We start from the raw sequence: 22,380 nt of genomic DNA on the forward strand, positions 1-22,380 counted from the left end.
CTAGCGGAGTCGCCGCAACGCGACAATCATGAATTCGACGCCGACTTGCCGGCCGTGGACCCGAACAGGTCCACGGCCGGACTCTTAGGATCTCCTCAGTCGGGCTTCGCACGCGATCGGGGGCTGTTCAACGGTTGCCCGCCTTGGGCATGCTTCGGTGGAAGCCCGTGATGCGGCGTCAGCGCCGGCTGGAGGGGGTGCCGTGAGTACGTACCAGTGCTCCTCGTGTGGCCGGGAGATCGAGGCGGCTCCACGATGCCCGCACTGCGGGGCCGAGCAGCCGGAACGGCCGGACGACCTGGCCCGGATCGAACGGTCGATCGCGGAGATGAAGATCCGTGAGGCGGCGCTCGCCAAGGAACAGAAGACGATCGCCTCCCAGATGCAGGCGGCACTGTTCCAGCGGGACATCCTGGGGCACGCGGCGGACCAGCGGCGCAAGCAGAGCACCAAGCCACGCCGGGTGCTCCGCCGCAAGGCGGGCCGCCGGAGTCCGGCGGCGGCCGGCCCGATGACCCCGACCCCGCCGACCGTCACGCCCAGCTCGCCGCCGCCCCGGGTACCCCGGCAGCCGAAGAGCGGACGGGCGGACCGGACGACCCCACCGCCCCCGCCACCCCCGCCGCCACCGGGCGCGGAGCCCACCTGGGACGAGGACTCGACGGCCCGACCCGAGGCGTCGACCCGCGAGGTCCAGAACATCCTGCTCGGGCTCGGCGCACTGCTGCTCGGCATCGCGGCGGTGGTCTTCGCCGCCGTGGCCCTCAGTTCACTGGACGATTTCAGCCGGGTCGCCATCCTGGTGCTGGCGACCGTGCTGATGCTGGCCGTTCCGCCCCGGCTGGCCCGGCGCGGCCTGGTCGCCACCGCCGAGACCGTCGCGGCGGTCGGACTGCTCCTGGTGCCGTTGGTCGGGTACTCCCTCTGGACGGTCAACCGGTTCGGCGACAGCGGGGTGCCCGGATCACTCTTCGCGGGGCTGGTCTTCCTGCTCACCGCCGTCGTCGCGGCGGCGTACGCCGGGGCCACCGGCCTGAACGCCCCCCGGTACGCGGCGGTACTCGCCGTCCAGCCGATCCTGCCCCTGCTGGCGTACGCCTGGCTCAGTGGCCCGACCGGCTGGGCCGTGGTGCTGACTGCGGTGGCCGTCGGCAACCTCTACCTCAGCCGGCTGTTCACCGACGACGGTCGGTTGACCGGCTGGCCCGCCCGGTTCCGGTTCGGTCCCGCCGCCCGGGAGTTCGGCCCGGCCGGTTCCGAGCAGTTCCGCTCCACCGGCCCGGCGACCCGGACGACGGGTGCTCCCGAACGGCCTGTCCGGTCCGCCGACCGGGGCGAGCCGGACGGCTCCGAACCACCGGAGTCCGGCGCCGGCGGACCGGACCGACCGGAGACCTTTCCGGAGGAGGCGGACGCGGTCCTCCAGGTCGATCCGGAGCAGGGTGGTCCCGGCAACCGGGTCCGGACCCCCCGGGCCCGCCCGGCGCCGACCCCGTTCGTACGGGAGCTGACCTGGACGCTGCACGCCCTGGCCTTCACCGCCGCCGTGGTGTGCGCGGTCGCCGCGCTGGTCAGCGCCGACACCGTGCCGAGTGCGACCCGGGCCGGCACCGCGCTGTTGCTGGCCGCCGTCGTGGGCCTGGCCGGCGCGCTGGCCCTGCGCCAGCCACCGTTGCCGGACATCGGCGCCGCCATCCTGACCCTGGCCGTGATCGGTGCCGCCGGCCGGATCGCCGCCGTCGCGCTGCCCGGCCGGGCCCTGGTGGTGATCGCCGCCGTCATCGCGCTCACCGGACTCGGCGTACGGGCGGTGCCGGAGGCGGCCCGTCGCGGCCCGCAGCTGGCCTCGGCGGCCGCCCTGGTCGTGATCGGCGTGGTGGTGGCCGGCGGTGCGCTGCGCGCGGCGATGGCACCGATCCGGGCCGCCCTGCCGGTCTGGGAGGCCGACCTCGCCGACTACCCCGGCACGCTCGCCGCCGGGGTGGGCGCCACCTCCTGGCAGCTCGCCGTCACCGCCTTCCTGCTCACCATCGCCGCCGTGCTCGCCTCGCCACCCGAGATACGCCGCGAGTTCGCCGTGGTCGGTGCGGCCCTGACCGCGCTGGCGATGCCGGCCTCGCTCGGCCTGCCCTGGGCGGCGGCTCCCTGGCCGGCGGTACTGGTCGCGATCGGCATCGGTCTGGTCGGTCTCTCCGCCGAGACCCGGCGCGGCGCGCTGACCCACGCCGCCGCCGCGGCCGCGGTCGGGCTCGCCGGAGCCGCCGCCTCGGTGGTCCGCCCCGGCCTGACCGCCGCCGTCCTGTTCGCCCTCGCCGTCGCCGGAGCACTGATCGCGGCGGCGCCGGCCGCCCGGTTCGCCCCGCTGGGCCAGTCGGCCGGGCTGGTCGCCGACTGGGCGGCCGGCGGCGCCGCGTTCGCGTTCCCGGGCGCGGTGGCGGCGTTCGTCGCCGCGACGGTGCGGATCGAGGCGACGCCGACGGTGGACTCCGTCCAGGAGGCCACCGAACCGGTGCTCGCCGCCAGCTTCCTGGCCGTCTGCGCGGTCCTCTGCTACGCCGCCGTCACCCAGGTGGCCCACCGGCGCATCAGCCCGCCGCTGGCCCTCGGCACCGGACTCGGCGCGCTCGCGGTGACGGCGGCGGCCTTCGGCGCGCCCGGCGCCACCCTCGCCGACGCCTGGGTGGGTGGACTGCTCCTGGTCAGCGCGGTACTGCTGGTGCTGGCGCCGTCGATCGACGCCGGCCGGCGGGCCGACCGGTTGCTCGATGGCTCCGACATCGCCGCCGCCGCGGTCACGGCCGCGCTGGTCGGCACGCTGGCCAGGATCGCCGGGATCATCGGTGAGGGTGCCGAACTCGCCGCAGCCGCGTTCCTGATCCTGGTGGTCGCCGCCGGCATCCGGGCCATGCCGGCGGACTGGCGCCGGGGCCCGGTCCTCGGCATCGCGCTGACCGGTGGCATCGTCGCGCTGATCGCCGGCTGGACCGCGCTCAGCGGCGGGCTGCGGGTACTGGCCACTCCCGGCCGGCTCTGGGAAGCCAACCTCGCCGACTGGCCGGTCGGCGGGGCCGCCAGCGGCTGGCAGGCACCGGTCGCCCTGGTGCTGCTGGCCGGAGCCGCCGCGATCGCGCTGCCCCGCCCCTGGGCGTACGACGTGGCCGGCGTCTGTGTCGGGCTCGCCACCATCGGCACCCCGGCGGCGCTCGGGCTGCCCTGGTGGTCCCCGATCGTGGTCGGCGGCGCCGTCGCCACCGTCTACGGGGTGACCGCGGTCGTCGCCGCCGATCCCCGGGCCGGGCTGGCCCGGGCGACCGTCGCCGCCGCGGTCGCCGTACACGCCGTGGGGGCGAGCCTGGTCCGGCCGTGGACCACCGCGATCGCCCTGGGCGTCGTCGCCCTGATCGGTGTCGTCGTCGCCACCCTCGCCCGGGTGGTCGGCACCCTGTCCGGTCCGGCCGAGGAGGCCGAGTCCTGGACGCTGCCGCCACAGACCGCCCAGATCGGCGGGCTCGCCGCCGGTGGCGCCCTGTTCGCGCTCGCCGGCTCGCTCGCCGCGCTCGCCGCCTCACTGCACTGGTCCGCCGAGATCGTCGTCCTCGCCAACCTCGGCGCGGCGAGCCTCGGGGTGGCGGTGGTGGCGCTGGTCCGCCGACAGGTGCCGCAGTACCTGCCGTACGCCACCATCGGCATCGTCGGCGGCGCGACGGCGACCGCGATCGCGGCCCTGCTCGCCGGGCTGCCCTGGGGCGTGTACGCCGCCGCGGCCGTCCTGCTCGGCGTACTCGCCGAACTGGTCCGGGCGGTCACTCCGGCGCCGACGCCGCTCCGTGAGCCGATCCGGCGCTGGTCGGTGATGCTCGGCGGGGCGTTGCGCCGGCTGCCCGAGCCGGCCCGTACCGGCCGTTGGTCGGTCAGTCCCGCCGTCGGGGCGATGCTCGCCGCCACCCTGCCGACCGCGCTGGCCGTCGCCGCGCTCGCCCCGGCCCTGGTCACGGCGTTGGTCGAGCCGTACCAGACCCTCAACCACATCTGGGACGGTCCGCCGGCCTCGCTCGTCGACACCCGCAGCGATGTCGTCGACGGTGGCAGCAACGTCCTGGCGGCGCTGCTGCTGACCATCGCAGCCGGGCTGGCCGCGACCGGGTTCAGCGGGGGCCGGCCGGCCCGGGCGATTCCGGTGGTGCTGCCCGGGGCGGCGATCACGCTGCTCATCACCCCGATCTCGCTCGGCCTGGGCTGGCCGCACAGCACGATGGCCGCGCTCGCGGTCTTCACCCTGGCGATGCTCGGACTGGCGCTGACCCCGCCGCCGCCGGACGCCGAGGTGGCCCGCTCGCTGCGACTCACCCGGATCCTGGTCTTCGGGATCGGGATGGCGGCCGGCGGTGCCGGACTGGCCGGCGCGCTGGCGACCCGGCAACTGACCCTGTTCACCCTGGGCGCGGCGGTGGGCGTCGGTGCGGTCGCCGCGCTGGGCGGTCGGACCCAGAACGCCCGCATCCTCGGCTGGCTCTTCGCCTCCGTGATGGCGCAGACCTTCGTCTTCACCACCGGACTGGTGTTCGGCCTCGACCCGGCGTGGTCCGCGTTCGGGGTACTGGCGGTCGGCGCGGTCCTGCTGCTGGTCGCGGCGATGCTGCCCCGGCTGCGCCGCCCCGAGGCGATGCGCGAGGCGAACACCGTGGAGTGGAGCGGCTACGGGGCCGCGCTCATCGCCGCCGCGCTGGCGTACGACTCGCCCCGGCACATCGCCGCGCTGCTCGCCGCCTGGGGCGCGGTGCTCGGGATGGCGGCCGTACGGCCGTACCGGAACCCGACCGAGCGGCGCACCCTGTTCTGGTCGGCGGTCGGCTGCGAGATCGTCGCCTGGTGGCTGCTGATGGCGCTGGCCGACGTCGCCCTGCCGGAGGCGTACACGCTGCCGTTCGCAGCACTCGCGCTGCTGGTCGGCCTGCTGGAACTCCGGCACCGCTCGGACCTGAGCAGTTGGGTGGCGTACGGCCCGGCGCTGGTGGCGGCGTTCCTGCCGACGATGGTGATCGTGATGGCCGGCAACGACAGCGCGGTGCGTCAGGTGCTGCTGCTGCTCGGCGGGGTGGCGACGCTGATCTTCGGCTCCAACCGCCGGCAGCAGGCTCCGGTGATCATCGGTGCGGTCGTCACGGCACTCGCCGCGCTGCGGGCGCTGTTCACCTTCGGCCCGTGGCTGGTGCTGATCCCGGTCGGTCTGCTGCTGCTGGCGTTCGGCGCGAGCAACGAGAACCGCCGCCGTACCCAGGAGCGCTTCCGCGCCGTACGCGGCATGCGCTGAGGTGTCAGCAAGGCGCTGACGTGTTAGGAAGGGCCCCTTCTTCTACAAAAAGCGATAAGAAGGGGCCCTTCCTTACACCTGTTCCTGCAGTGCGGCGTCCTTCCGAGCGACCAGTTCCTCCAGCTCGGCCTGGTACGCCGACATCCGGTTCCGGAGCGTCTCGTCGGAGGCGGCGAGGATCCGCACCGCGAGCAGGCCGGCGTTGCGTCCGTTGCCGATCGAGACGGTCGCCACCGGGACGCCGGCCGGCATCTGCACGATCGAGAGCAGCGAGTCCAGGCCGTCGAGGTGCTTGAGGGCCACCGGAACGCCGATCACCGGCAGCGGGGTGGCCGCCGCGACCATGCCCGGCAGGGCCGCGGCACCGCCCGCACCAGCGATGATCACCCGGATGCCCCGATCGGCGGCGGTCTTCGCGTAGTCGATCATCTTGACCGGGGTGCGGTGCGCGGAGATGACACCTACCTCGTACCCGATCTCGAACTCGGCCAGGGCCTCGGCGGCAGCGCGCATCGTGGGCCAGTCCGAGTCACTCCCCATGATCACGCCGACCGTGGGTGCCACCTGCGTCACGCCTGTCCCTCCCGTAGCCACCACGCCGCCCGGACCGCCCGGGCGCGTACCTTCTCCAGGTCGTCGCCGAGCACCGTGACGTGCCCGACCTTCCGGCCCGGCCGGATCTGCTTGCCGTAGAGGTGGACCTTGACCCCCGGGTCCTCGGCGAAGAGGTGGTGCAGCCGTTCGTCGATCGACATGCCGCCGTCCGGACCGCCGAGCACGTTCGCCATCACCACCACCGGAGCGGTCAGCGCGGTGTCCCCCATCGGGTAGTCGAGGACCGCCCGCAGGTGCTGCTCGAACTGGGAGGTACGGGCGCCCTCGATCGTCCAGTGCCCCGAGTTGTGCGGTCGCATCGCCAGCTCGTTGACCACCAGGGCCGGCTCGCCGTCGGCGCCGATCACCTCGAACAGCTCCACTGCGAGCAGTCCGACCACGCCGAGCGAGGTGGCCAGGTCGATCGCGAGCTGCTGGGCCCGCAGCGCCACCTCCTCCGGCAGCCTCGGTGCCGGCGCCAGCACCTCCACACAGATCCCGTCCCGCTGCACGGTCTCCACCACCGGGTACGCCGCGACCTGGCCGAACGGCGAACGCGCGACCTGTACGGCCAGCTCACGACGCAGCGCGACCCGTTCCTCGGCGATCAGCTCGGTGCCGGCGGCGCGCAGGGTGCCGACCAGTTCGGCCGCCTCGGTCGGGCCCGAGACGACCCAGACGCCCCGGCCGTCGTACCCGCCCCGGGTCGCCTTGAGAATCACCGGCCAGCCCAGCTCGGTACCGAATTCGAGCAGCTCGTCCGGTTCGGTCACCGGGCGCCAGCGCGGAACCGGGGCGCCGAGTTCGGTCAGCCGCTCCCGCATCGCCCGCTTGTCCTGGGCGAAGAGCAGCGCCTCGGCCGGCGGATAGACCGCGACACCGTCCGCCGCCAGGGCCCGGATGTGCTCGGTCGGCACGTGCTCGTGGTCGAAGGTGACCACGTCACAGCCGGCCGAGAACTCCCGCAGCGCGGCGAGATCGGTGTGCTGGCCGTACCGGACGTCGGAGGCGACCAGCGCGGCACCGTCGGAGGGATCGAGCGCGAGAACGCGGAGCGACTGGCCGAGGGCGATCGCGGCCTGGTGGGTCATCCGGGCCAGTTGGCCGCCGCCCACCATGCCGACAACGGGCAGACCCGTGCGGGAATCCATAGCGGGCGCAAGCCTAACCTCCGCCGGCCCCGAGCTGCGCCAGCAGGTCGTCCGGGCTGGTCACCGGCCGGTCGCAGACGAACCCCCGGCAGACGTACGCGGTGGGAACGCCGCCGACCATCGGGCGGTCGGCGAGCAGGGGTACGCCGGACTGCCCCGGACTGCCGGCCACCACCACCGCGCCCGGTGGGGCGTTCCGGTGTGCCACCGCGAGCAGCGGGTCACCGGCCGGCTCGGCGGTGACCACCGCGATCTCGTACGGCCCGGAGAGCAGCGCCTCGCCCACCGCGGCGGCGTACCCGGTGAACCGGGCGTGCCGGGCGACGATCGGCACCACCGTGCCGAGTGCGGTCTCGGCGGCCTTGCGGTAGCTCGGCTCCCCGGTCAGCGCGGAGTACGTCACCAGCGCCGCGACCACCGCCGACAACCCGGACGGGGTGGCGTTGTCGGTCGGGTCGGCCGGTCGGCTGATCAACTCCTCGGCGTCGTCGGCGGTGTCGTAGAACCCGCCCTGGCCGGTGCCGAACCGGGCCAGCGCGGTGTCCAGCAGACCACCCGCGAGCCGCAGCCAGCGCCCGTCCCCGGTGAGCTGGTGTACGGCGCAGAACGCCTCGGCGACGCAGCCGTAGTCCTCCAGCACCCCCGCCGGCTCCCCGACCTGACCGTCCCGGGAGACCCGGCGCAGCCGCCCGTCGACGACATGCCGGTCGGCCAGCACCTCGGCGATGGTGACCGCCGTGGCGGCGGTGACCGGGTCGGCGGTGAGGGTTGCGTACTCGACCAGGGCGGTGACGGCCAGGCCGTTCCAGGCGGCGACGACCTTGTCGTCCCGGGCCGGCTGCGGTCGTCGGTCCCGCGCCTCGCGGAGCGCGAGCCGGACCCGCTGCCAGCGCTCCCGGATCTCCGGGTCGGCGTCGTCGATGTCCCGGGCCAGCCGCAGCACGCTCATGCCGTGTTCGAAGGTTCCGGTGGCGGTGACGTTGAACAGGTCGGCGGCCCAGGGGCCGTCATCGGGGCCGAGCGCCTCGACGAGCTGCGTCGGGGTCCAGGCGTAGGTGGCGCCCTCGACGCCCTCGGTGTCCGCGTCCAGCGCCGAGGCCAGGCCACCGGCGGAGGTGCCCAGGTCGTCCAGGAGGAAGGCGACGGTCTCGGCGGCGACCCGGCCGGCCAGCTCGTCGCCGGTCAGCCGCCAGAGCTGGGTGTAGACCCGGAGCAGCAGCGCGTTGTCGTAGAGCATCTTCTCGAAGTGCGGCACCGTCCAGTGGGCGTCCACCGAGTAGCGAGCGAAGCCGCCGGCGAGCTGGTCGTAGAGGCCACCCCGGGCCATCGCCTCGCAGCTGTGCCGGACGATCTCCAGGTCCCGGGCCGAACCGGTGCGCTGGTGGTGCCGGAGCAGGAAGAGCAGGTTCATGTGCGGGGGAAACTTCGGCGCACCGCCGAAGCCGCCGTTCACCTCGTCGTACTCCTGGCCGAGCTGGTCCGCGGCGGCGTCCAGTACGTCGGCGGTCAGCGGTGCGGTCGCGCCGCCGACGGCCTGGGCCCCGGCGAGCGCCTCCACCACGGCGGCGCCCTGGCGCAGCACCGCCTCCCGCTGCCCGGTCCAGGCTTCGGTGACCGACTGGAGCAGCTGGGTGAAGTTCTGCTTCGGAAAGTAGGTGCCGCAGAAGAACGGGGTGCCGTCCGGAGCCGCGAAGACCGTCATCGGCCAGCCACCCTGGCCGGTCATCGCCTGGGTGGCGGTCATGTAGACGGCGTCGACGTCCGGCCGCTCCTCACGGTCCACCTTGATCGCGACGAAGTTGTCGTTCACCAGCTGGCCGACGGCCACGTCCTCGAACGACTCGTGGGCCATCACGTGACACCAGTGGCAGGCCGCGTAGCCGACCGAGATCAGCACCGGTACGTCCCGACGGCGCGCCTCGGCGAACGCCTCGGCCGACCAGGGCCACCAGTCGACCGGATTGTCGGCGTGCTGGAGCAGGTACGGGCTGGTCGCACTGGCCAGTCGATTCACCCGACGACCATAACCTCCCCGACCCGCCACCGCCGGTACGACGGCGGCACAGTCCGGGGCGCCCCGCTACCGGCCAGCTGCCGGTGGACGCCTGCTTCATCGTCCGGCGGAGTCGTCAGGAGGCGCCGTCGGCCCGGAGCGGGAAGATCCGGACCTGCGCGGAGTCGAGCAGTGACCGGAGCACAGCGACGATCTTGTCCGAGGGCATCGGCCGGAAGAAGTGGTAACCCTGCGCGGCCGTACAGCCCAGCTCGGCGAGCGCGGCCCGCTGGTCGGCGGTCTCCACCCCCTCGGCGACCACCCGCAGACCCAACTCGCGTCCGAGGTCCACGGTGGTACGCACGATGGCCGCCGCCTCCGGCGAATCCGCCATCCGCATCACGAACGACCGGTCGACCTTGAGTTCGTCGACCGAGATCCGGGTCAGGAAGGTCAGCGACGAGAAGCCGGTGCCGAAGTCGTCGACGGCGCGTTGCACGCCCATCGCGCGCAGCGCGGAGAGCACCTCGTCGATGACCTCCAGCTCGCTCATCACCACCGTCTCGGTGATCTCCAGGACGAGCCGGCGGGCCGGTACCTGGTGCCGGCGCAGCGACTCGGCCACCTCGGCCGGCAGTCGCGGATCGAGCAGGCTACGGGCCGAGAGGTTGATCGAGATCGGTACGTCGAGACCATGTCGCGCCCAGTCGGCGGCAACCCCGAGGGCCTTGTCGACGACGTACCGGGTGAACGCGCCGAGCAGTTCGCTGCCCTCGATCGTCCGGACGAAGTCGACCGGATTCAGCCGGCCCCGGCGGGGATGCCGCCAACGGATCAACGCCTCCACCCCGGTCGGCTCCCCGGTGCAGAGGTCGACCGCCGGTTGGAGGGCCAGTTCGAGCTGGTCGTCGACGTCGAGCGCCTCCCGCAGCTCGGCGAGCAGGGCGAGCTTGTCGGTGCTGGCCGCGTCCCGGGCGCTGTCGTACGACGCCACGCTGCCGCCGCCCTGCTTCGCCTGGTACATCGCGATGTCGGCCCGGCGCAGCAACTCCGTCATGTCGGCCGTACCGGCGCCGGCCACCACCACTCCGACCGACACCTCGACCGACATCCGTACCCCGGCCACCTCGATCGGGGTGGCGAGCAGTTCGACGATCTCGCGGGCCCGCCGCAGCACGTTCGGCATCGGGGAGCGCTCGGCTCCGGTACCCGGCTCGGACAGCACGGCGGGCGACGGGATCAGCAGGGCGAACTCGTCGCCACCGAGCCGGCCGAGCAACTCGCCCGGCCGGACCAGGATGTCCAACCGGTCCGCCGTCGCCTGGAGCAGCTCGTCACCGGCCGCGTGCCCGAGGGTGTCGTTCACCTCTTTGAAGTGGTTGATGTCGAGCAGCAGCAGCGCCACCGGATGGTCGTGGCCGAGCTGGTGCAGCGCGACGTCGCCCTTGCTCAGCAACGCCGCCCGGTTGATCAGGTTGGTCAGCGCGTCGTGCACCGCCTCGTACGACGATCGCGCCGTCACCAGCCGCAGCTCGCGGTGCGTCGCCGCGTCGTGCAGCGCGGCCGCCAGCGCGTCGCCGAAGGCCGACAGGGCGTCATGTTCGCGCTGCTGGGGAGGTATCGCCCGGGGCAGCCGGACCCGCAACTCGCCAACCTGGACGGTGCCGACCATCAGCGAACGGACCAGCTCCTGGTCGGTCCGTTCGCCGGACTCGGGCCGATCGGTCCCGATCAGGTCGCGGTGTACCACCGGCCGACCCGGCTCGCCCCGGTAGCGCCGCCACCGGCCGTCGCCGCGCGGCACGTCCACCTCGACCCGCTCCGCCCCGAACAGGGACAGCGGGCCGGTCACCCCGGCCGTCGCGACCCCGTGCTCGTCCAGCTGGTTGAGCGCGCCGGTGGCCTCGGCAAGGGCCCGCCAGGCGCGGCGCTCGTCGTCGGCCCGCAACCGATGGCTGTACGTCTGTTGCAGCAGCCACAACACCGGCGGCAGGAGCAGCAGCCAGCGTAGGTCGTGCTCGACCACGGCCACGACGGCCAGCCCGACGAGCACGTTGCCGACGAACATCAGCAACTTGCCCTGGAGTGCCCGCAGCAACGCCGGGCCGAGCGGCACCGCGTGCTTGAGCGAGAGGGTGAGCCCGGCGACTCCGGTGGTGGTCAGCAGGTAGGTCAGCGATCCGGTGGCCAGCGCGGCGATCAGTTGTGGCGTCAGTGCGGTGCCGACCGGCGCGCTCAGCACGTCCGTGGCGGAGGCACCCAGCGCGACGAGCGCACCCAGGGTGGCGGCGGTGGCCAACGCCACGCCGGTCGCCAGCGCGGCGGTGGTGTGTACGACGTCGAGCGCGGACCGCTGGTCGACGAAGATGGTCATCAGGGCCCAGGCCAACCCCGCACCGACGAGGGCGGCGGCCGGCAGCCAACCGGGCGGCACCAGGGCCAGGCCGATGATGAAGGCCGCCTCGCCCCAGGTGACACTGACTATGCCGGCGCCGACCCGGAACCTGAGCCGGAAGAGCTGCGCGACCGCCACCACCGCAGTGGCGATGCCGAGTCGGGCCAGGGGCGGCAGCGGGTCGTCAGCCGGCAGTTCCGTGGTGATCAGGAACCCGGACGCGGCGCTGCCCAACGCGAGCGCCAGCGCGGTGAAGGTGAGCACGCGGACCCGGCGAGGTGCCGCCGTGACGCCGACCAGATCGCGGAGACGTTCCAGCCGGCGACCCGAGATCACGGATCGCCGCCGTTCGTCAGCCGCCGTTGCGCGACGTGTCCGGCCCGCGGATGGCGTTGGGCGTCGGGTCTGGTAATCATTCGGCGCCCCCTTCCGCGCACGGTGCGGGGACTTTTGGTCCCCCGGCGGAAGGCTAAGCCAATCCGATTCGGCGCAACAGAGGGCGCCGGGTCGGATTAGCGTGAATCATGGCGCGGAAGGGCTGTTCCGATCCAGCTGAGGGGTATTGGGAGCGCTTCCATCAGATTCCTCCGGCCCGGCCGCCCCGTCGGGCTCGGAACCGGTCGGATCCGCCTCGTCCGCCTCGTCGGCCCGCTGCTCCGGAAACCGGTCGGGCAGCCGGCGCAGCCGGGCGTTCATGTTGCGGATCAGCAGCACGGTGACGATGGCCAGCACAGTGATCATGAAGAGGCCCATCGGCCCCGCCAGGCCACCGGTCCGGGTGTCACCGAAGTTGTTCTCCGCGAGCACCTGTGCGGCGGTCAGCATGGCAGGAATCCTCCGATGTGCGGTCTGTCCACTCCCTTACGGTACGCCTGTCACCAGTCAGCGGGCATGCATGGTCTCGCGTACCCCGGCGAACAGGTCGGACTCGGGCATCGGGCTGTCGACCACCGAACGGGCCAGCTCGAAATCCTCGGTCGGCCAGGCCTGCCGCTGCAACTCCATCGGGACGTGGAACCAGAAGCCGTCCGGATCGACCTGGGTCGCGTGCGCCCGCAGCGCGTCGTCGCGGACCGGGAAGTAGGAGGAGCACTCGACCCGGGTGGTGATCCGGGGACCCTTGTCGACCCGACCCTCCCAGCGCTCCAGCCACTCCGCGTACGGCGACTCCTTGCCGAGCGCCAACATGCCCTCGTGCAGCGCGGTGATCTTGGCCTTGGAGAAACCGATGTCGTAGTAGAGCTTCAACGGCTGCCACGGGGTGCCCAGCTCGGGAAAGCGCTCGGGGTCACCCGCCGCGTCGAACGCCGCCACGCTGACCTTGTGGCACATGATGTGGTCGGGGTGCGGGTAGCCACCCTCCTCGTCGTACGTGGTCACCACATGCGGCCGGAACTCGCGCATCAGCCGGACCAGCGGACCGGCCGCCACCTCCACGTCCTGCAGCCCGAAACATCCCTCGGGCAACGGCGGCAGCGGATCCCCCTCGGGCAGCCCCGAGTCGACGAATCCCAGCCAGGCCTGATCGACGCCGAGGATGGCCCGCGCCGAGTCCATCTCCGCCCGGCGGATCTCGGCGATGTTGGCCCAGACGTCCGGCCGGTCGAGTTTCGGATTGAGGACGCTGCCCCGCTCGCCGCCCGTACACGTGACGACAAGGACCTGCACGCCTTCGGCGACGTATTTCGCCATGGTCGCCGCGCCCTTGCTCGACTCGTCGTCGGGATGGGCGTGGACGGCCATCAGACGTAGCTGCTCTGCCAACTCCGGTGTGCTCCCTCGTCGCGCCTGGCCGGACCGGCTCGACCTGGCGAACCGTCCGACCCTCTCGCCGACCCGCCGTCAGGTCGGCCGTTTTGGCCTTCTGAACGACCTGCCACACTCGGCCCGGCCGTCAACTGAGAAGATGGACTTACCCATTCTTGCCGATGCCACCGACATCAGTCCCAGGAGATCGCCGCCGGTGCCCGAGACGCCCGCCACATTCGCACCTGCCGCCCCGGTGTTCCCACCCGGCCGGTACGGCCACCGACGCGCGCCCCGACGGCGCCGACCCTGGGTCGCGGGCCTGCTGGTGGTCGCCCTGCTGGCGGTGATGGGCGCGGTCTCGTACCGGCTCTACCGGCAGTACGGCGACCCCAACTACGACGCCCAGGTGATCACCTACACCGAGATCACCGAGTCGCAGCTGGTACTCGACTTCCGGGTGACCGTACCGGCCGGCGGCTCGGCGATCTGTGTGGTCCGGGCCCGCTCCCGGGACGGCGCCGAGGTGGCCCGCGAGGAGTTGCGGGTGACCGCCGAGCCCGGACAGCGGCACCTGACCGCCCGGCACCGGCTCGTCACCACCGGCCGGGCGATCCTGGGCGAGGTCGTCCGCTGCCGACCCACCAGCTGAACCAGCCGGTAAGGAAGGGCCCCTTCTTATCGCTTTCTGTAGAAGAAGGGCCCCTTACTAACACCCCCACCGACGCGCCGACGCGCAAAGTTGCGCTCCGGGCACGGGGTGGCGATAAATCACGTGGCGTCCGGTGTGTAGCGCACTGGTAACTTGGTAATTCGTCCCTGTCCGCGCACGACTACCCGAGGAGATCGTCTGTGTCCACGACCGACCGCGCGGCGGCCACCTGGCTGTCCCAGGAGGCCTACGACCGGCTGCAGGCGGAGCTCAACGAGCTGATCGCCGGCCGAACTGCGATCGCCGCGGAGATCAACGCCCGGCGCGAAGAGGGTGACCTCAGGGAGAACGGCGGTTACCACGCCGCCCGGGAGGAACAGGGCAAGCAGGAGTTCCGGATCCGCCAACTCCAGGAGCTGCTCCGTACCGCCCAGGTGGGCGAGGCACCCAGCGCGGACGTGGTGGCACCGGGCTGCGTCGTCACGATCCACTTCGACGACGACACCGACGACACCGAGACCTTCCTGCTCGGCTCGCGGGAGATCGCGGCGACCACCGACCTGACCGTCTACAGCCCCGCGTCAGCCCTCGGCAAGTCGATCCTCGGCTCCCGCCCCGGCCAGACCGTCACCTACACGGCGCCCAGCGGCGCCGAAATCAAGGTCACGGTGGTCCGGTTCGAGCCGTACGGCGCCTGAGCCGGCCGGCGCCCGGAGCGCCCGCCTCGCGGCCGGAGGGCCGGCTGGCGAGCGCAGCCCAGGGAGCAGCACGACCGACCCGACGTTGAGGTCCCAGCCGGCTCAGCCCGGCTGGGCGACGTCCACCTGGTAGCCGCTGCCCCGCAGTGCGCTGATCAGCCGGTCGGAGTGCTCCGGGCCACGCGTCTCCACCGAGAGCGCCACCTCCACCTCGCCGAGCCGCAGGTGCGGGTTCTGCCGCTGGTGCACCACGTCGACCACGTTGCCCCGGTACTCGCCGATCAGGCCCAGCAGCGACGCCAACTGCCCGGGCCGGTCCGCGCAGCGGACACTGATCCGGAGGAACCGGCCCGCCGACGCCAGGCCGTGCTCGATGACCCGCAGCATCAGCAGCGGATCGATGTTGCCGCCGGAGAGCACCGCCACCACCGGCGCCTCCACCTGGACCGCACCGGCCAGCAACGCCGCCACGCCGGCCGCCCCGGCCGGTTCCACCACCTGCTTGCCCCGTTCGAGCAGCATCAGCAGGGCCCGTGAGATGTCGTCGTCCGAGACGGTCACGACCTCGTCGACCAGCTTGCTCACGTGCGCGAAGGTGAGTTCACCGGGGCGGCCAACCGCGATCCCGTCGGCGATGGTGGCGAACGCGGACAGCCGGACCGGCTCGCCCGCCAGCAACGAGGGTGGGAACGCCGCCGCGCCGGCGGCCTGCACCCCGATCACCCGTACGTCCGGCCGGAGCGCCTTCGCGGCCACCGCGATCCCGGAGATCAGGCCACCGCCACCGACCCCGGCCACGATCGTGCGTACCTCCGGGCACTGTTCCAGGATCTCCAGCGCCACCGTGCCCTGCCCGGCGATCACGTCCGGATGGTCGAACGGGTGGATGAAGACCGCTCCGGTACGGGTGGCGAAGTCCTCCGCCGCGACCAGGGACTCGTCGACGGTGTTGCCGACCAGTTCCACCCGGGCGCCGTACCCCTTGGTGGCCGCCACCTTCGGCAGTGGCGCACCCACCGGCATGAAGACCGTCGCGGTGGTGCCCAGCAGCCCGGCGGCGAGCGCCACGCCCTGGGCGTGGTTGCCGGCGCTCGCCGCCACCACCCCCCGGTCCCGCTCCTGTACCGAGAGCCGGGCGATCCGCACGTACGCGCCCCGCACCTTGTACGAACCGGCCCGCTGAACATGCTCGCCCTTGAGCCAGACCTCGCCGCCCAGCGCGGCGGAGAGCGGCCGGGACGGCTCCAGCGGAGTGATCCGGACAACCCCGGCGAGCAGTTCGCGGGCGGCGTTGACCTCGGCGAGTCCGACCAGCTCCGTCATGCCCAGATCGTCGCATCCCGCCCCGGACGCCCGACCGGCGGCAGCGCGCGGTGGTGCCCGAGGTCACCGGCCGGCGCGTTCCGTTGATGTTGTCGCCGTGGCCTACCGTCGTCCGCGTCACCCTCCCGATGCCCGTGTCGCTCTCCCACGCCCGTGCCGGAGGGTGGGTGGCTCGTCGACCACGAACGGAAAGTGGGGACATGTCTGCCGATCCCGGAGTTGACCCGCTGCCCTCGCCCAATGCCGATCGTCAGCCGCCCGGGACGTCCGAGCCGGTTGAGCCGCCCGAGCCGCCCGAGCCGGTTGAGCCGGTTGAGCCGGTTGAGCCGGTTGAGCCACTGACCGGAACCGAGCTGAGGCAGCTTCGTCGCGCGGAGACCACCAGCCGGCTCCTGACCCACGCCAGGTGGCTCGTCCCGGCCGGCGGCCTGACCCTGGCGGTCATTGTCACGGTCACCGCCCCCGTCGTGCCGTGTACGCCGGCCGCGCCGTGTGGGCCGGACCCGCTCAGCAACCTGGTGTTCGGGCTGCTCTGGACCGCACCGCTGCTGGGCCTCGTGCACCTCTGGTCCGCCACCGTCTGGGCTGCCGTGCTGTCGACCTTGATGATCTCGTACGACGTCAGCGAGCCCGGGAACCTGCCGCTCTGGGTCAACCTGCTGCTGGTGGCGTACCCGATCGGGTGTGGGCTGCTCGCGGCCCGGATGCCGACCGGCCGCAGTGCGGTGGTCCGGGAGTGGCAGGGACGGACGGCGCGGTCGACTCTCCCGGCTCCGATCCGCCTGCCGTGGCCGTCGCTCGCCCCGCTGGTGGTGGCGGTCGTCCTGATCGTCGCCGGCCTGCTGCTGACCGGCTGGAGCGTGCACCGTCAGGCCCTGGCCGACGATCAGCAACGGGCGGCCGAGATCGTCCCCGCGACCGTTCGGTCCCATCCGGCCCCGGACGCGCTCGAACTCGGGTTCACCGACGGCCGCCCCGAAATGACCCTGCAGGTCTTCGACGCCACCGACTATCCGGTCGGCTCGACGGTGTCGATCGCGCTCGACGACGCCGGCCTCCGGCAGCTCCTGAGCGAACCCTACGACGCGACCCCGTGGCTGGCCCTCGCCTCGTTGCTCGGCGTACTCGGGATCGGCTTCGGCGCTCGGGGCGCCGCGCGGCTGGTCGCCTGGCGCCGGTTCTTCCGGCACCCCCAGCCGACCACCGCGGTACGCGTCCGCCGGACCCGCCGACAGGTGTACGTCTACCCGGGCCTGGGCGCCCCGACCTGGCCACTCGCCACGATCAAGGTCCGGGATGACGCCCCCGGAAGGCCCCACCCCGCCGAGCCGGAACCGGCGCTGCTCTACGGCACGCCGGTGTCCGGACAGTGGTGCACCGTGGTCATGGGCGGGGTGGCCCTCTCACCGAGCCGCCCGCTGCGCGGCTTCACAGCCGCCGGACGAGAAGCGGAGGGTGGCCGCCGCCCCGCGATCAGCCTCTTCGCGGCAGCCCCGACGCCGGCTCAACCCGCGAACGCCCAGACGCCGGACCAGTTCCCGGCAGCCCGGACGCCGGACCAACCCGCGAACGCCCAGACGCCGGACCAGTTCCCGGCGGCCCAGACGCCGGACCAACTCGCGGCAGCCCGGACGCCGTCCCGGAGAGTCCGACCGGTCGACTGGCCGACGCTGAGTCCGCTGGGAATCGCGCTGTTCGTGGTGTTGCTGCTCAGCGGCATAGTCGCCGGCATTCAGCTCCGTACGGAGTTCCTGACCGCGCTCGCCGACGCCGTCTGCTCGGCCGACGGCTGCGCTCCGGTCGCCATGGCCGCCGCCGGCTGGGCCGTCGGCGGGCTTCCTCTGCTGCTCGTCGGCGCGGTCTTCGCTCTCCTCGGACCCACCCGGCTCACCCTGGGCACGGCGGCCCTCGCATTGTCGATAATGACCTTCGGCATCAGCGTGATGTTCACGGGCGACGGCGAGACGCCACTGCGGGAGCTGGACCCCGACTTCGCACTGTTCGGCCCGGGATTCGCGGCCACGATGGGAGGGCTGCTGCTCGGCGCCCTGCTCGGACGGGCCCTTCCCGAGCATCTCAGGCCGCACCGCTGGGCTCGTCCCAGCCCCGCCCCGGACGGCGCAGCCGACGCCGGCACCTGGTTCGACTGGGTCCGCAGGAGCAAACTGCTGCCGCTGCTCCTGATGGCCGCGCTACAACTCCCCGCCCTACTCGTCGCGCTGATCTGGGCAGCCGGGTGATCCGGACGGCCGCGCCCCGGCCCGGATCACCAGCGTGATCGGTTCGGTGGGGCGCGGCCGACGGATCAGCTTGCCGGAGTCGGCACCTTGGGCCAGCCGGGTGCGTGGCGTCGCCACGGCGCCGTCAGCTCGAACTGTCCGGCCACCCCGAGCAGCAGCAGTTCCGACCCGGGTGGGCCGACCAGTTGCACCCCGACCGGCAGGCCGTCCGGACGCAGCCCGACCGGGACCACCAGCGACGGCAGCCCGGCGATGTTCCACGGCGCGGCGTACGGGGCGTACCGGATGCAGGTCAGCAGGTTGGACTGCCAGGACCGACCGGCCCAGCCCAGCGCTGCCGGCGGGGCGCTGGCCAGTGCGGGGGTGAGCAGCAGGTCCACCGAGTGGTCGCTGAAGAAGCCGATCGACCGCTCCCGCCACGCCGTCCGGTCCTTCTCCTGGACCAGCCCCCGCCGCTCCGCCCAGCCGCCCAACGCCGCGTGCCGCCGGGTACGCCGTTGCAGTGTCCCCGGGTCCAGCCCGGCCGCCGCCACCTCCGTGGCCGCCGACGCGAGCCAGGTCGCGACGCCGCGCAGGCCGAGCGAGGTCGGGTAGACCGGGTCGACCGAGACCGCGTCGTGTCCGGCCGCCGCGAGCAGTCGGGAACCGGCCGCCACCGCGTCCCGGTTCGCCTGGTCGGGGCGGACGCCGGAGACCGGCGAACGCAGCGACACGGCGACCCGCAGCCGCTCCGGCGGCACCAGCTTGTCCGGGCGACGGCCGGCGAGTACGGCGAAGCCGACGGCGGCGTCGGCCACGGTGGTGGCCAGGATGCCGTGCTCGGTCAGTCCGTACCAGTCGTTCGCGCCGAGTTGGCAGGGCACCACGCCCCGGCCGGGCTTGAGTCCGACCAGCCCGCAGCAGGCGGCCGGGATCCGGATCGAGCCGAGGCCGTCGTTGCACTGTGCGATCGGCACCATTCCCGAGGCCACCGCGGCGGCGGCACCGCCCGACGATCCACCCGGGGTGCGATCGGTACGCCACGGGTTGCGGGTCACCGCCGTCTCGTCGTCGGTGAACGCGAACAGCCCCAGCTCGGGCATCCGGGTCACGCCGACGATGATCGCGCCCGCGCCGCGCAGCCGCCGGACCACCTCGTGGTCGTCCTCGGCGACCGGGCTACGGGCGGCCTCCGACCCGTTCCAGGTCGGCAGCCCGGCCACGGCGGTGTTCTCCTTGACCGCGATCGGCACCCCGGCCAGCGGAAGGTTGGCCAGGTCGTCCTGCTCGTCGACCTTCTCCGCCTCGACGATCGACTCGCCACCCCGCACCACCCGGAACGCCGACAGTTCGCGGTCCGTCCGGTCGACGTGGTCGAGGTGATCAGCTACCACCTGGGTGGCGGAGGCGTCACCACGGCGGACCGCCCGGGCGATCTGCTTCGCGGTCGCGCCCACCCAGGTCGGCATGATGTCCTGCACGGCCACCTCCCCATCGGCTTGTCCGCAGGGCTGTCCAGGCGGGCGGGGCGGTCCCACCCTGCGCGTCGGCCCGGACGCGCCGCGCCATCGGCGCGGCCCGTCCGGTACGCACGTCCGAACAGCGGTCAGCCGAGCGCCTGCTCCAGATCTGCGAGTAGGTCGTCGGCGGTCTCGATGCCGACAGACAGTCGCACGAGATCGGCGGGAACTTCAAGCGCCGAGCCGGCGGCACTTGCATGCGTCATTCGGCCCGGATGTTCGATCAGGGATTCGACCCCACCCAACGACTCGGCGAGAACGAAGAGTTTCGCCCGGTTGCAGATCTGTACCGCCTGCTCAGCCCCGCCAGCGGCGCGGAACGAGATCATTCCGCCGAACCGGCGCATCTGCTTCGCCGCGATTTCGTGCCCCGGATGTTCCGGCAGCCCCGGATAGAGGACCTCGGCGACCGCCCGGTGCCCATTGAGGTAGTCGGCGATCCGCTCGGCGTTGTCGCAGTGCCGGTCCATCCGTACCCCGAGGGTCTTCACGCCGCGCAGGGTCAGCCAGGCGTCGAACGGGCCGTTCACCGCGCCCATGGCGTTCTGGTGGTAACGGAGTTCCTCGCCCAGCCCGCTGCTGGCCGCGACCAGGGCGCCGCCGACCACGTCGGAGTGCCCACCGACGTACTTGGTGGTGGAGTGCACGACCACGTCGGCGCCGAGCGCGATCGGCTGCTGGAGGTACGGCGAGGCGAAGGTGTTGTCGACGACAAGCAGGGCGCCGATGTCCTTCGCCACCGAGGCCAGCCCGGCGATGTCGGCGATCCCGAGCAGCGGGTTGGTCGGCGTCTCCACCCAGATGACCTTGGTCTGGCCCGGCCGGACGGCGGCCCGTACCGCGTCGACGTCGGAGATCCGGGCCGGGGTCCAGGTCAGCCCCCACTGCTGCGCCACCCGGGCGAAGAGCCGGAACGTGCCGCCGTACGCGTCGTCTGGGATCACCACGTGGTCACCAGGCCGGCAGACGGTACGCAGCAGGGTGTCCTCGGCGGCCAGCCCACTGGCGAAGGTGAGCCCGACCGGACCGCCCTCCAGCGCCGCGAGGCACTCCTGCAGGGCGTCCCGGGTGGGATTGGCGGAGCGGCTGTACTCGTACCCCAGCCGGGGTGCGCCGACGGCGTCCTGCGCGTACGTGCTGGTCTGGTATATCGGCGGCACCACGGACCCCGTCCGGGGCTCCGGTTCCTGGCCGGCGTGGATGGCGAGTGTCTCGAACCCGTGACTCATTTGGATGAGGCTAGTCTGCCCTGGTGGCGGGCTGCGTGTTCTGTGGGATCGTGGCGGGTTCGGTGCCGGCGTTCCGGGCGGTCGACTCCCCCGACGGGGTGGCCTTCCTCGACACCCGCCCGGTGTTCAAGGGGCACCTGCTGGTGGTGCCCCGCGAGCACCACGAGGTGCTGGGCGAGCTGCCGGCCGCCGCCCTGCCGGGGTACTTCGGGTTGGTCCAGCGGCTCGCCGTCGCCGTCGAGGCCGGTCTGGACGCCGGCGGCACCTTCGTGGCGATGAACAACCGGGTGTCGCAATCGGTGCCGCACCTGCACACCCACATCGTGCCCCGAACCAAGGGCGACGGCCTGCGCGGCTTCTTCTGGCCCCGGACGAAGTACGCCTCCGACGACGAGGCCCGGTCGTACGCCGACCGGATCGCCGCCGCCCTCGCCGAGGCCTAGCGAGCCTCTACCGCCGAAGGACCGGGGACGGCCCGGACCGGCATCCGGCGGGATTCCGCGTTGTCGAGCGGCTCGGTCTGCTGGCGGCGGTTCCGGGTAAGGATCTGTTGCCGCGCCGCGTTACATCCGGCAGAGGTACGAGAGGAGTTCCACCGTGTTCCTACGGCGAATGAAGGCCGAGCTGCCCACCCCCGACCAGGCGCTGCCCGGCCGGCTGATCGCGATGCCGATCTCCGACCGGCACGAGGTACTCGGCACGCCGCTGAAGGGCCCGTGGCCCGAGGGTGCGCAGGTCGCCGTCTTCGGGATGGGCTGTTTCTGGGGAGCCGAGCGACTGTTCTGGACCCTGCCCGGGGTGATTTCCACCTCGGCGGGCTACGCGGGCGGTTACACCCCGAACGCGACGTACGAAGAGGTCTGTTCCGGCGGGACCGGGCATGCCGAGGTCGTCCAGGTGGTCTACGACCCCTCGAAGATCAGCTATGAGGACCTGCTGAAGGTGTTCTGGGAGAACCACGACCCGACCCAGGGCATGCGGCAGGCCGGCGACGTCGGTACCCAGTACCGGTCGACGATCTACACGACGACCGACGAGCAGTTGGCGACCGCGCAGGCGTCCCGGGACGCGTTCGCTCCGGTGGTGGCGCGGGCCGGCAAGGGCGAGATCACCACGGAGATCGACAAGCTCGGGAAGTACTACTACGCCGAGGACTACCACCAGCAGTACCTGGCGCCGACGAAGAACCCGAACGGCTACTGCACGCACGGGCCCAATGGCATGACCTGCCCGGTCGGGGTGGCCCGCACCGAGGGGTAGCTGCCACCCAGCCGTACCGAGACACGTAGCAGTGCTGCCGCGCCGGGCCTTCCGGCGCGGCGGTTCGCTGTTCCCGCCCAGCGGGAAGTCGCCTTGGTGCCCCTCGCCCGGTCGCGCGGCTGGCAGCTCGTTGAGTGTGCGCAAAAACCGTTGCCGCTGGCGGCCGGGGATGGATAGCGTGGCCGTACACGCGAAGGGAGGTGGTCCGAGCTTTGTATAGCAATGGGACTCGTGAGGTGGCTGTCCGCTAGCCGCTGTCCTTGACAGTTTCGGTGTCCGCCGCAAGCGG

The 22,380-nt window shown here is 72.7% G+C and carries 15 protein-coding genes; 6 read left to right on the plus strand and 9 right to left on the minus strand.

The window, feature by feature from the left end; translation table 11 throughout:
- The first annotated feature begins 202 nt into the window (after positions 1-202).
- Positions 203-5,311 (plus strand): SCO7613 C-terminal domain-containing membrane protein, encoded by a 5,109-nt coding sequence (locus tag H4W31_RS02640; protein WP_192765183.1) that lies wholly within the window; start codon positions 203-205, stop codon positions 5,309-5,311.
- Positions 5,312-5,383: 72 nt separating this feature from the next.
- On the opposite strand, the gene purE is transcribed toward H4W31_RS02640, so the two are convergent.
- The 6 genes from purE to mca form a co-directional block, all read right to left on the minus strand.
- On the minus strand, positions 5,384-5,875 hold the full coding sequence (gene purE / locus H4W31_RS02645; RefSeq protein ID WP_318783700.1) for a 5-(carboxyamino)imidazole ribonucleotide mutase: 492 nt from the start codon (positions 5,873-5,875) through the stop codon (positions 5,384-5,386).
- Positions 5,876-5,880: 5 nt separating this feature from the next.
- Positions 5,881-7,056, minus strand: a complete 1,176-nt coding sequence (locus tag H4W31_RS02650; protein WP_192765184.1) for a 5-(carboxyamino)imidazole ribonucleotide synthase — start codon at positions 7,054-7,056, stop codon at positions 5,881-5,883.
- A gap of 13 nt (positions 7,057-7,069) precedes the next feature.
- A complete protein-coding gene (locus H4W31_RS02655) occupies positions 7,070-9,070 on the minus strand; it encodes a thioredoxin domain-containing protein (protein WP_192765185.1) in 2,001 nt (666 codons plus the stop codon).
- Positions 9,071-9,185: 115 nt separating this feature from the next.
- On the minus strand, positions 9,186-11,777 hold the full coding sequence (locus H4W31_RS02660) for a putative bifunctional diguanylate cyclase/phosphodiesterase (RefSeq protein WP_450091430.1): 2,592 nt from the start codon (positions 11,775-11,777) through the stop codon (positions 9,186-9,188).
- 189 nt (positions 11,778-11,966) lie between these two features.
- Positions 11,967-12,269, minus strand: coding sequence for a hypothetical protein (locus H4W31_RS02665; RefSeq protein ID WP_192765186.1), 303 nt, complete (start codon positions 12,267-12,269; stop codon positions 11,967-11,969).
- 57 nt (positions 12,270-12,326) lie between these two features.
- Entirely contained in the window at positions 12,327-13,208 is an 882-nt protein-coding gene (gene mca / locus H4W31_RS02670; protein ID WP_192765187.1) for a mycothiol conjugate amidase Mca, read from the minus strand.
- A gap of 199 nt (positions 13,209-13,407) precedes the next feature.
- Here mca and H4W31_RS02675 point away from each other — a divergent pair, with 199 nt between their 5' ends.
- Positions 13,408-13,842 (plus strand): DUF4307 domain-containing protein, encoded by a 435-nt coding sequence (locus H4W31_RS02675; RefSeq protein WP_318782990.1) that lies wholly within the window; start codon positions 13,408-13,410, stop codon positions 13,840-13,842.
- Positions 13,843-14,042: 200 nt separating this feature from the next.
- Complete coding sequence (greA, locus tag H4W31_RS02680; protein WP_192765189.1) at positions 14,043-14,540, plus strand: transcription elongation factor GreA; 498 nt, start codon at positions 14,043-14,045, stop codon at positions 14,538-14,540.
- A gap of 102 nt (positions 14,541-14,642) precedes the next feature.
- Here greA and ilvA read toward each other — a convergent pair whose 3' ends face one another.
- Positions 14,643-15,863 carry a threonine ammonia-lyase gene (gene ilvA / locus H4W31_RS02685; protein ID WP_192765190.1) on the minus strand — a complete coding sequence of 407 codons (1,221 nt, stop codon included), beginning with the start codon at positions 15,861-15,863 and terminating at the stop codon, positions 14,643-14,645.
- Positions 15,864-16,063: 200 nt separating this feature from the next.
- On the opposite strand from ilvA, the gene H4W31_RS02690 reads away from it, so the two are divergent.
- Positions 16,064-18,103 (plus strand): hypothetical protein, encoded by a 2,040-nt coding sequence (locus tag H4W31_RS02690; protein WP_192765191.1) that lies wholly within the window; start codon positions 16,064-16,066, stop codon positions 18,101-18,103.
- Between the two features lie 65 nt (positions 18,104-18,168).
- Here H4W31_RS02690 and H4W31_RS02695 read toward each other — a convergent pair whose 3' ends face one another.
- Positions 18,169-19,569 (minus strand): amidase, encoded by a 1,401-nt coding sequence (locus H4W31_RS02695; protein ID WP_192765192.1) that lies wholly within the window; start codon positions 19,567-19,569, stop codon positions 18,169-18,171.
- A gap of 119 nt (positions 19,570-19,688) precedes the next feature.
- Positions 19,689-20,831 carry a cystathionine gamma-synthase gene (locus H4W31_RS02700; protein WP_192765193.1) on the minus strand — a complete coding sequence of 381 codons (1,143 nt, stop codon included), beginning with the start codon at positions 20,829-20,831 and terminating at the stop codon, positions 19,689-19,691.
- 23 nt (positions 20,832-20,854) lie between these two features.
- Here H4W31_RS02700 and H4W31_RS02705 point away from each other — a divergent pair, with 23 nt between their 5' ends.
- Positions 20,855-21,274, plus strand: a complete 420-nt coding sequence (locus H4W31_RS02705; RefSeq protein WP_192765194.1) for an HIT family protein — start codon at positions 20,855-20,857, stop codon at positions 21,272-21,274.
- A gap of 154 nt (positions 21,275-21,428) precedes the next feature.
- Positions 21,429-22,091 carry a peptide-methionine (S)-S-oxide reductase MsrA gene (gene msrA / locus H4W31_RS02710; RefSeq protein ID WP_192765195.1) on the plus strand — a complete coding sequence of 221 codons (663 nt, stop codon included), beginning with the start codon at positions 21,429-21,431 and terminating at the stop codon, positions 22,089-22,091.
- Positions 22,092-22,380: the final 289 nt, after the last annotated feature.

This window comes from Plantactinospora soyae, from assembly GCF_014874095.1.
GTDB lineage: Bacteria > Actinomycetota > Actinomycetes > Mycobacteriales > Micromonosporaceae > Plantactinospora > Plantactinospora soyae.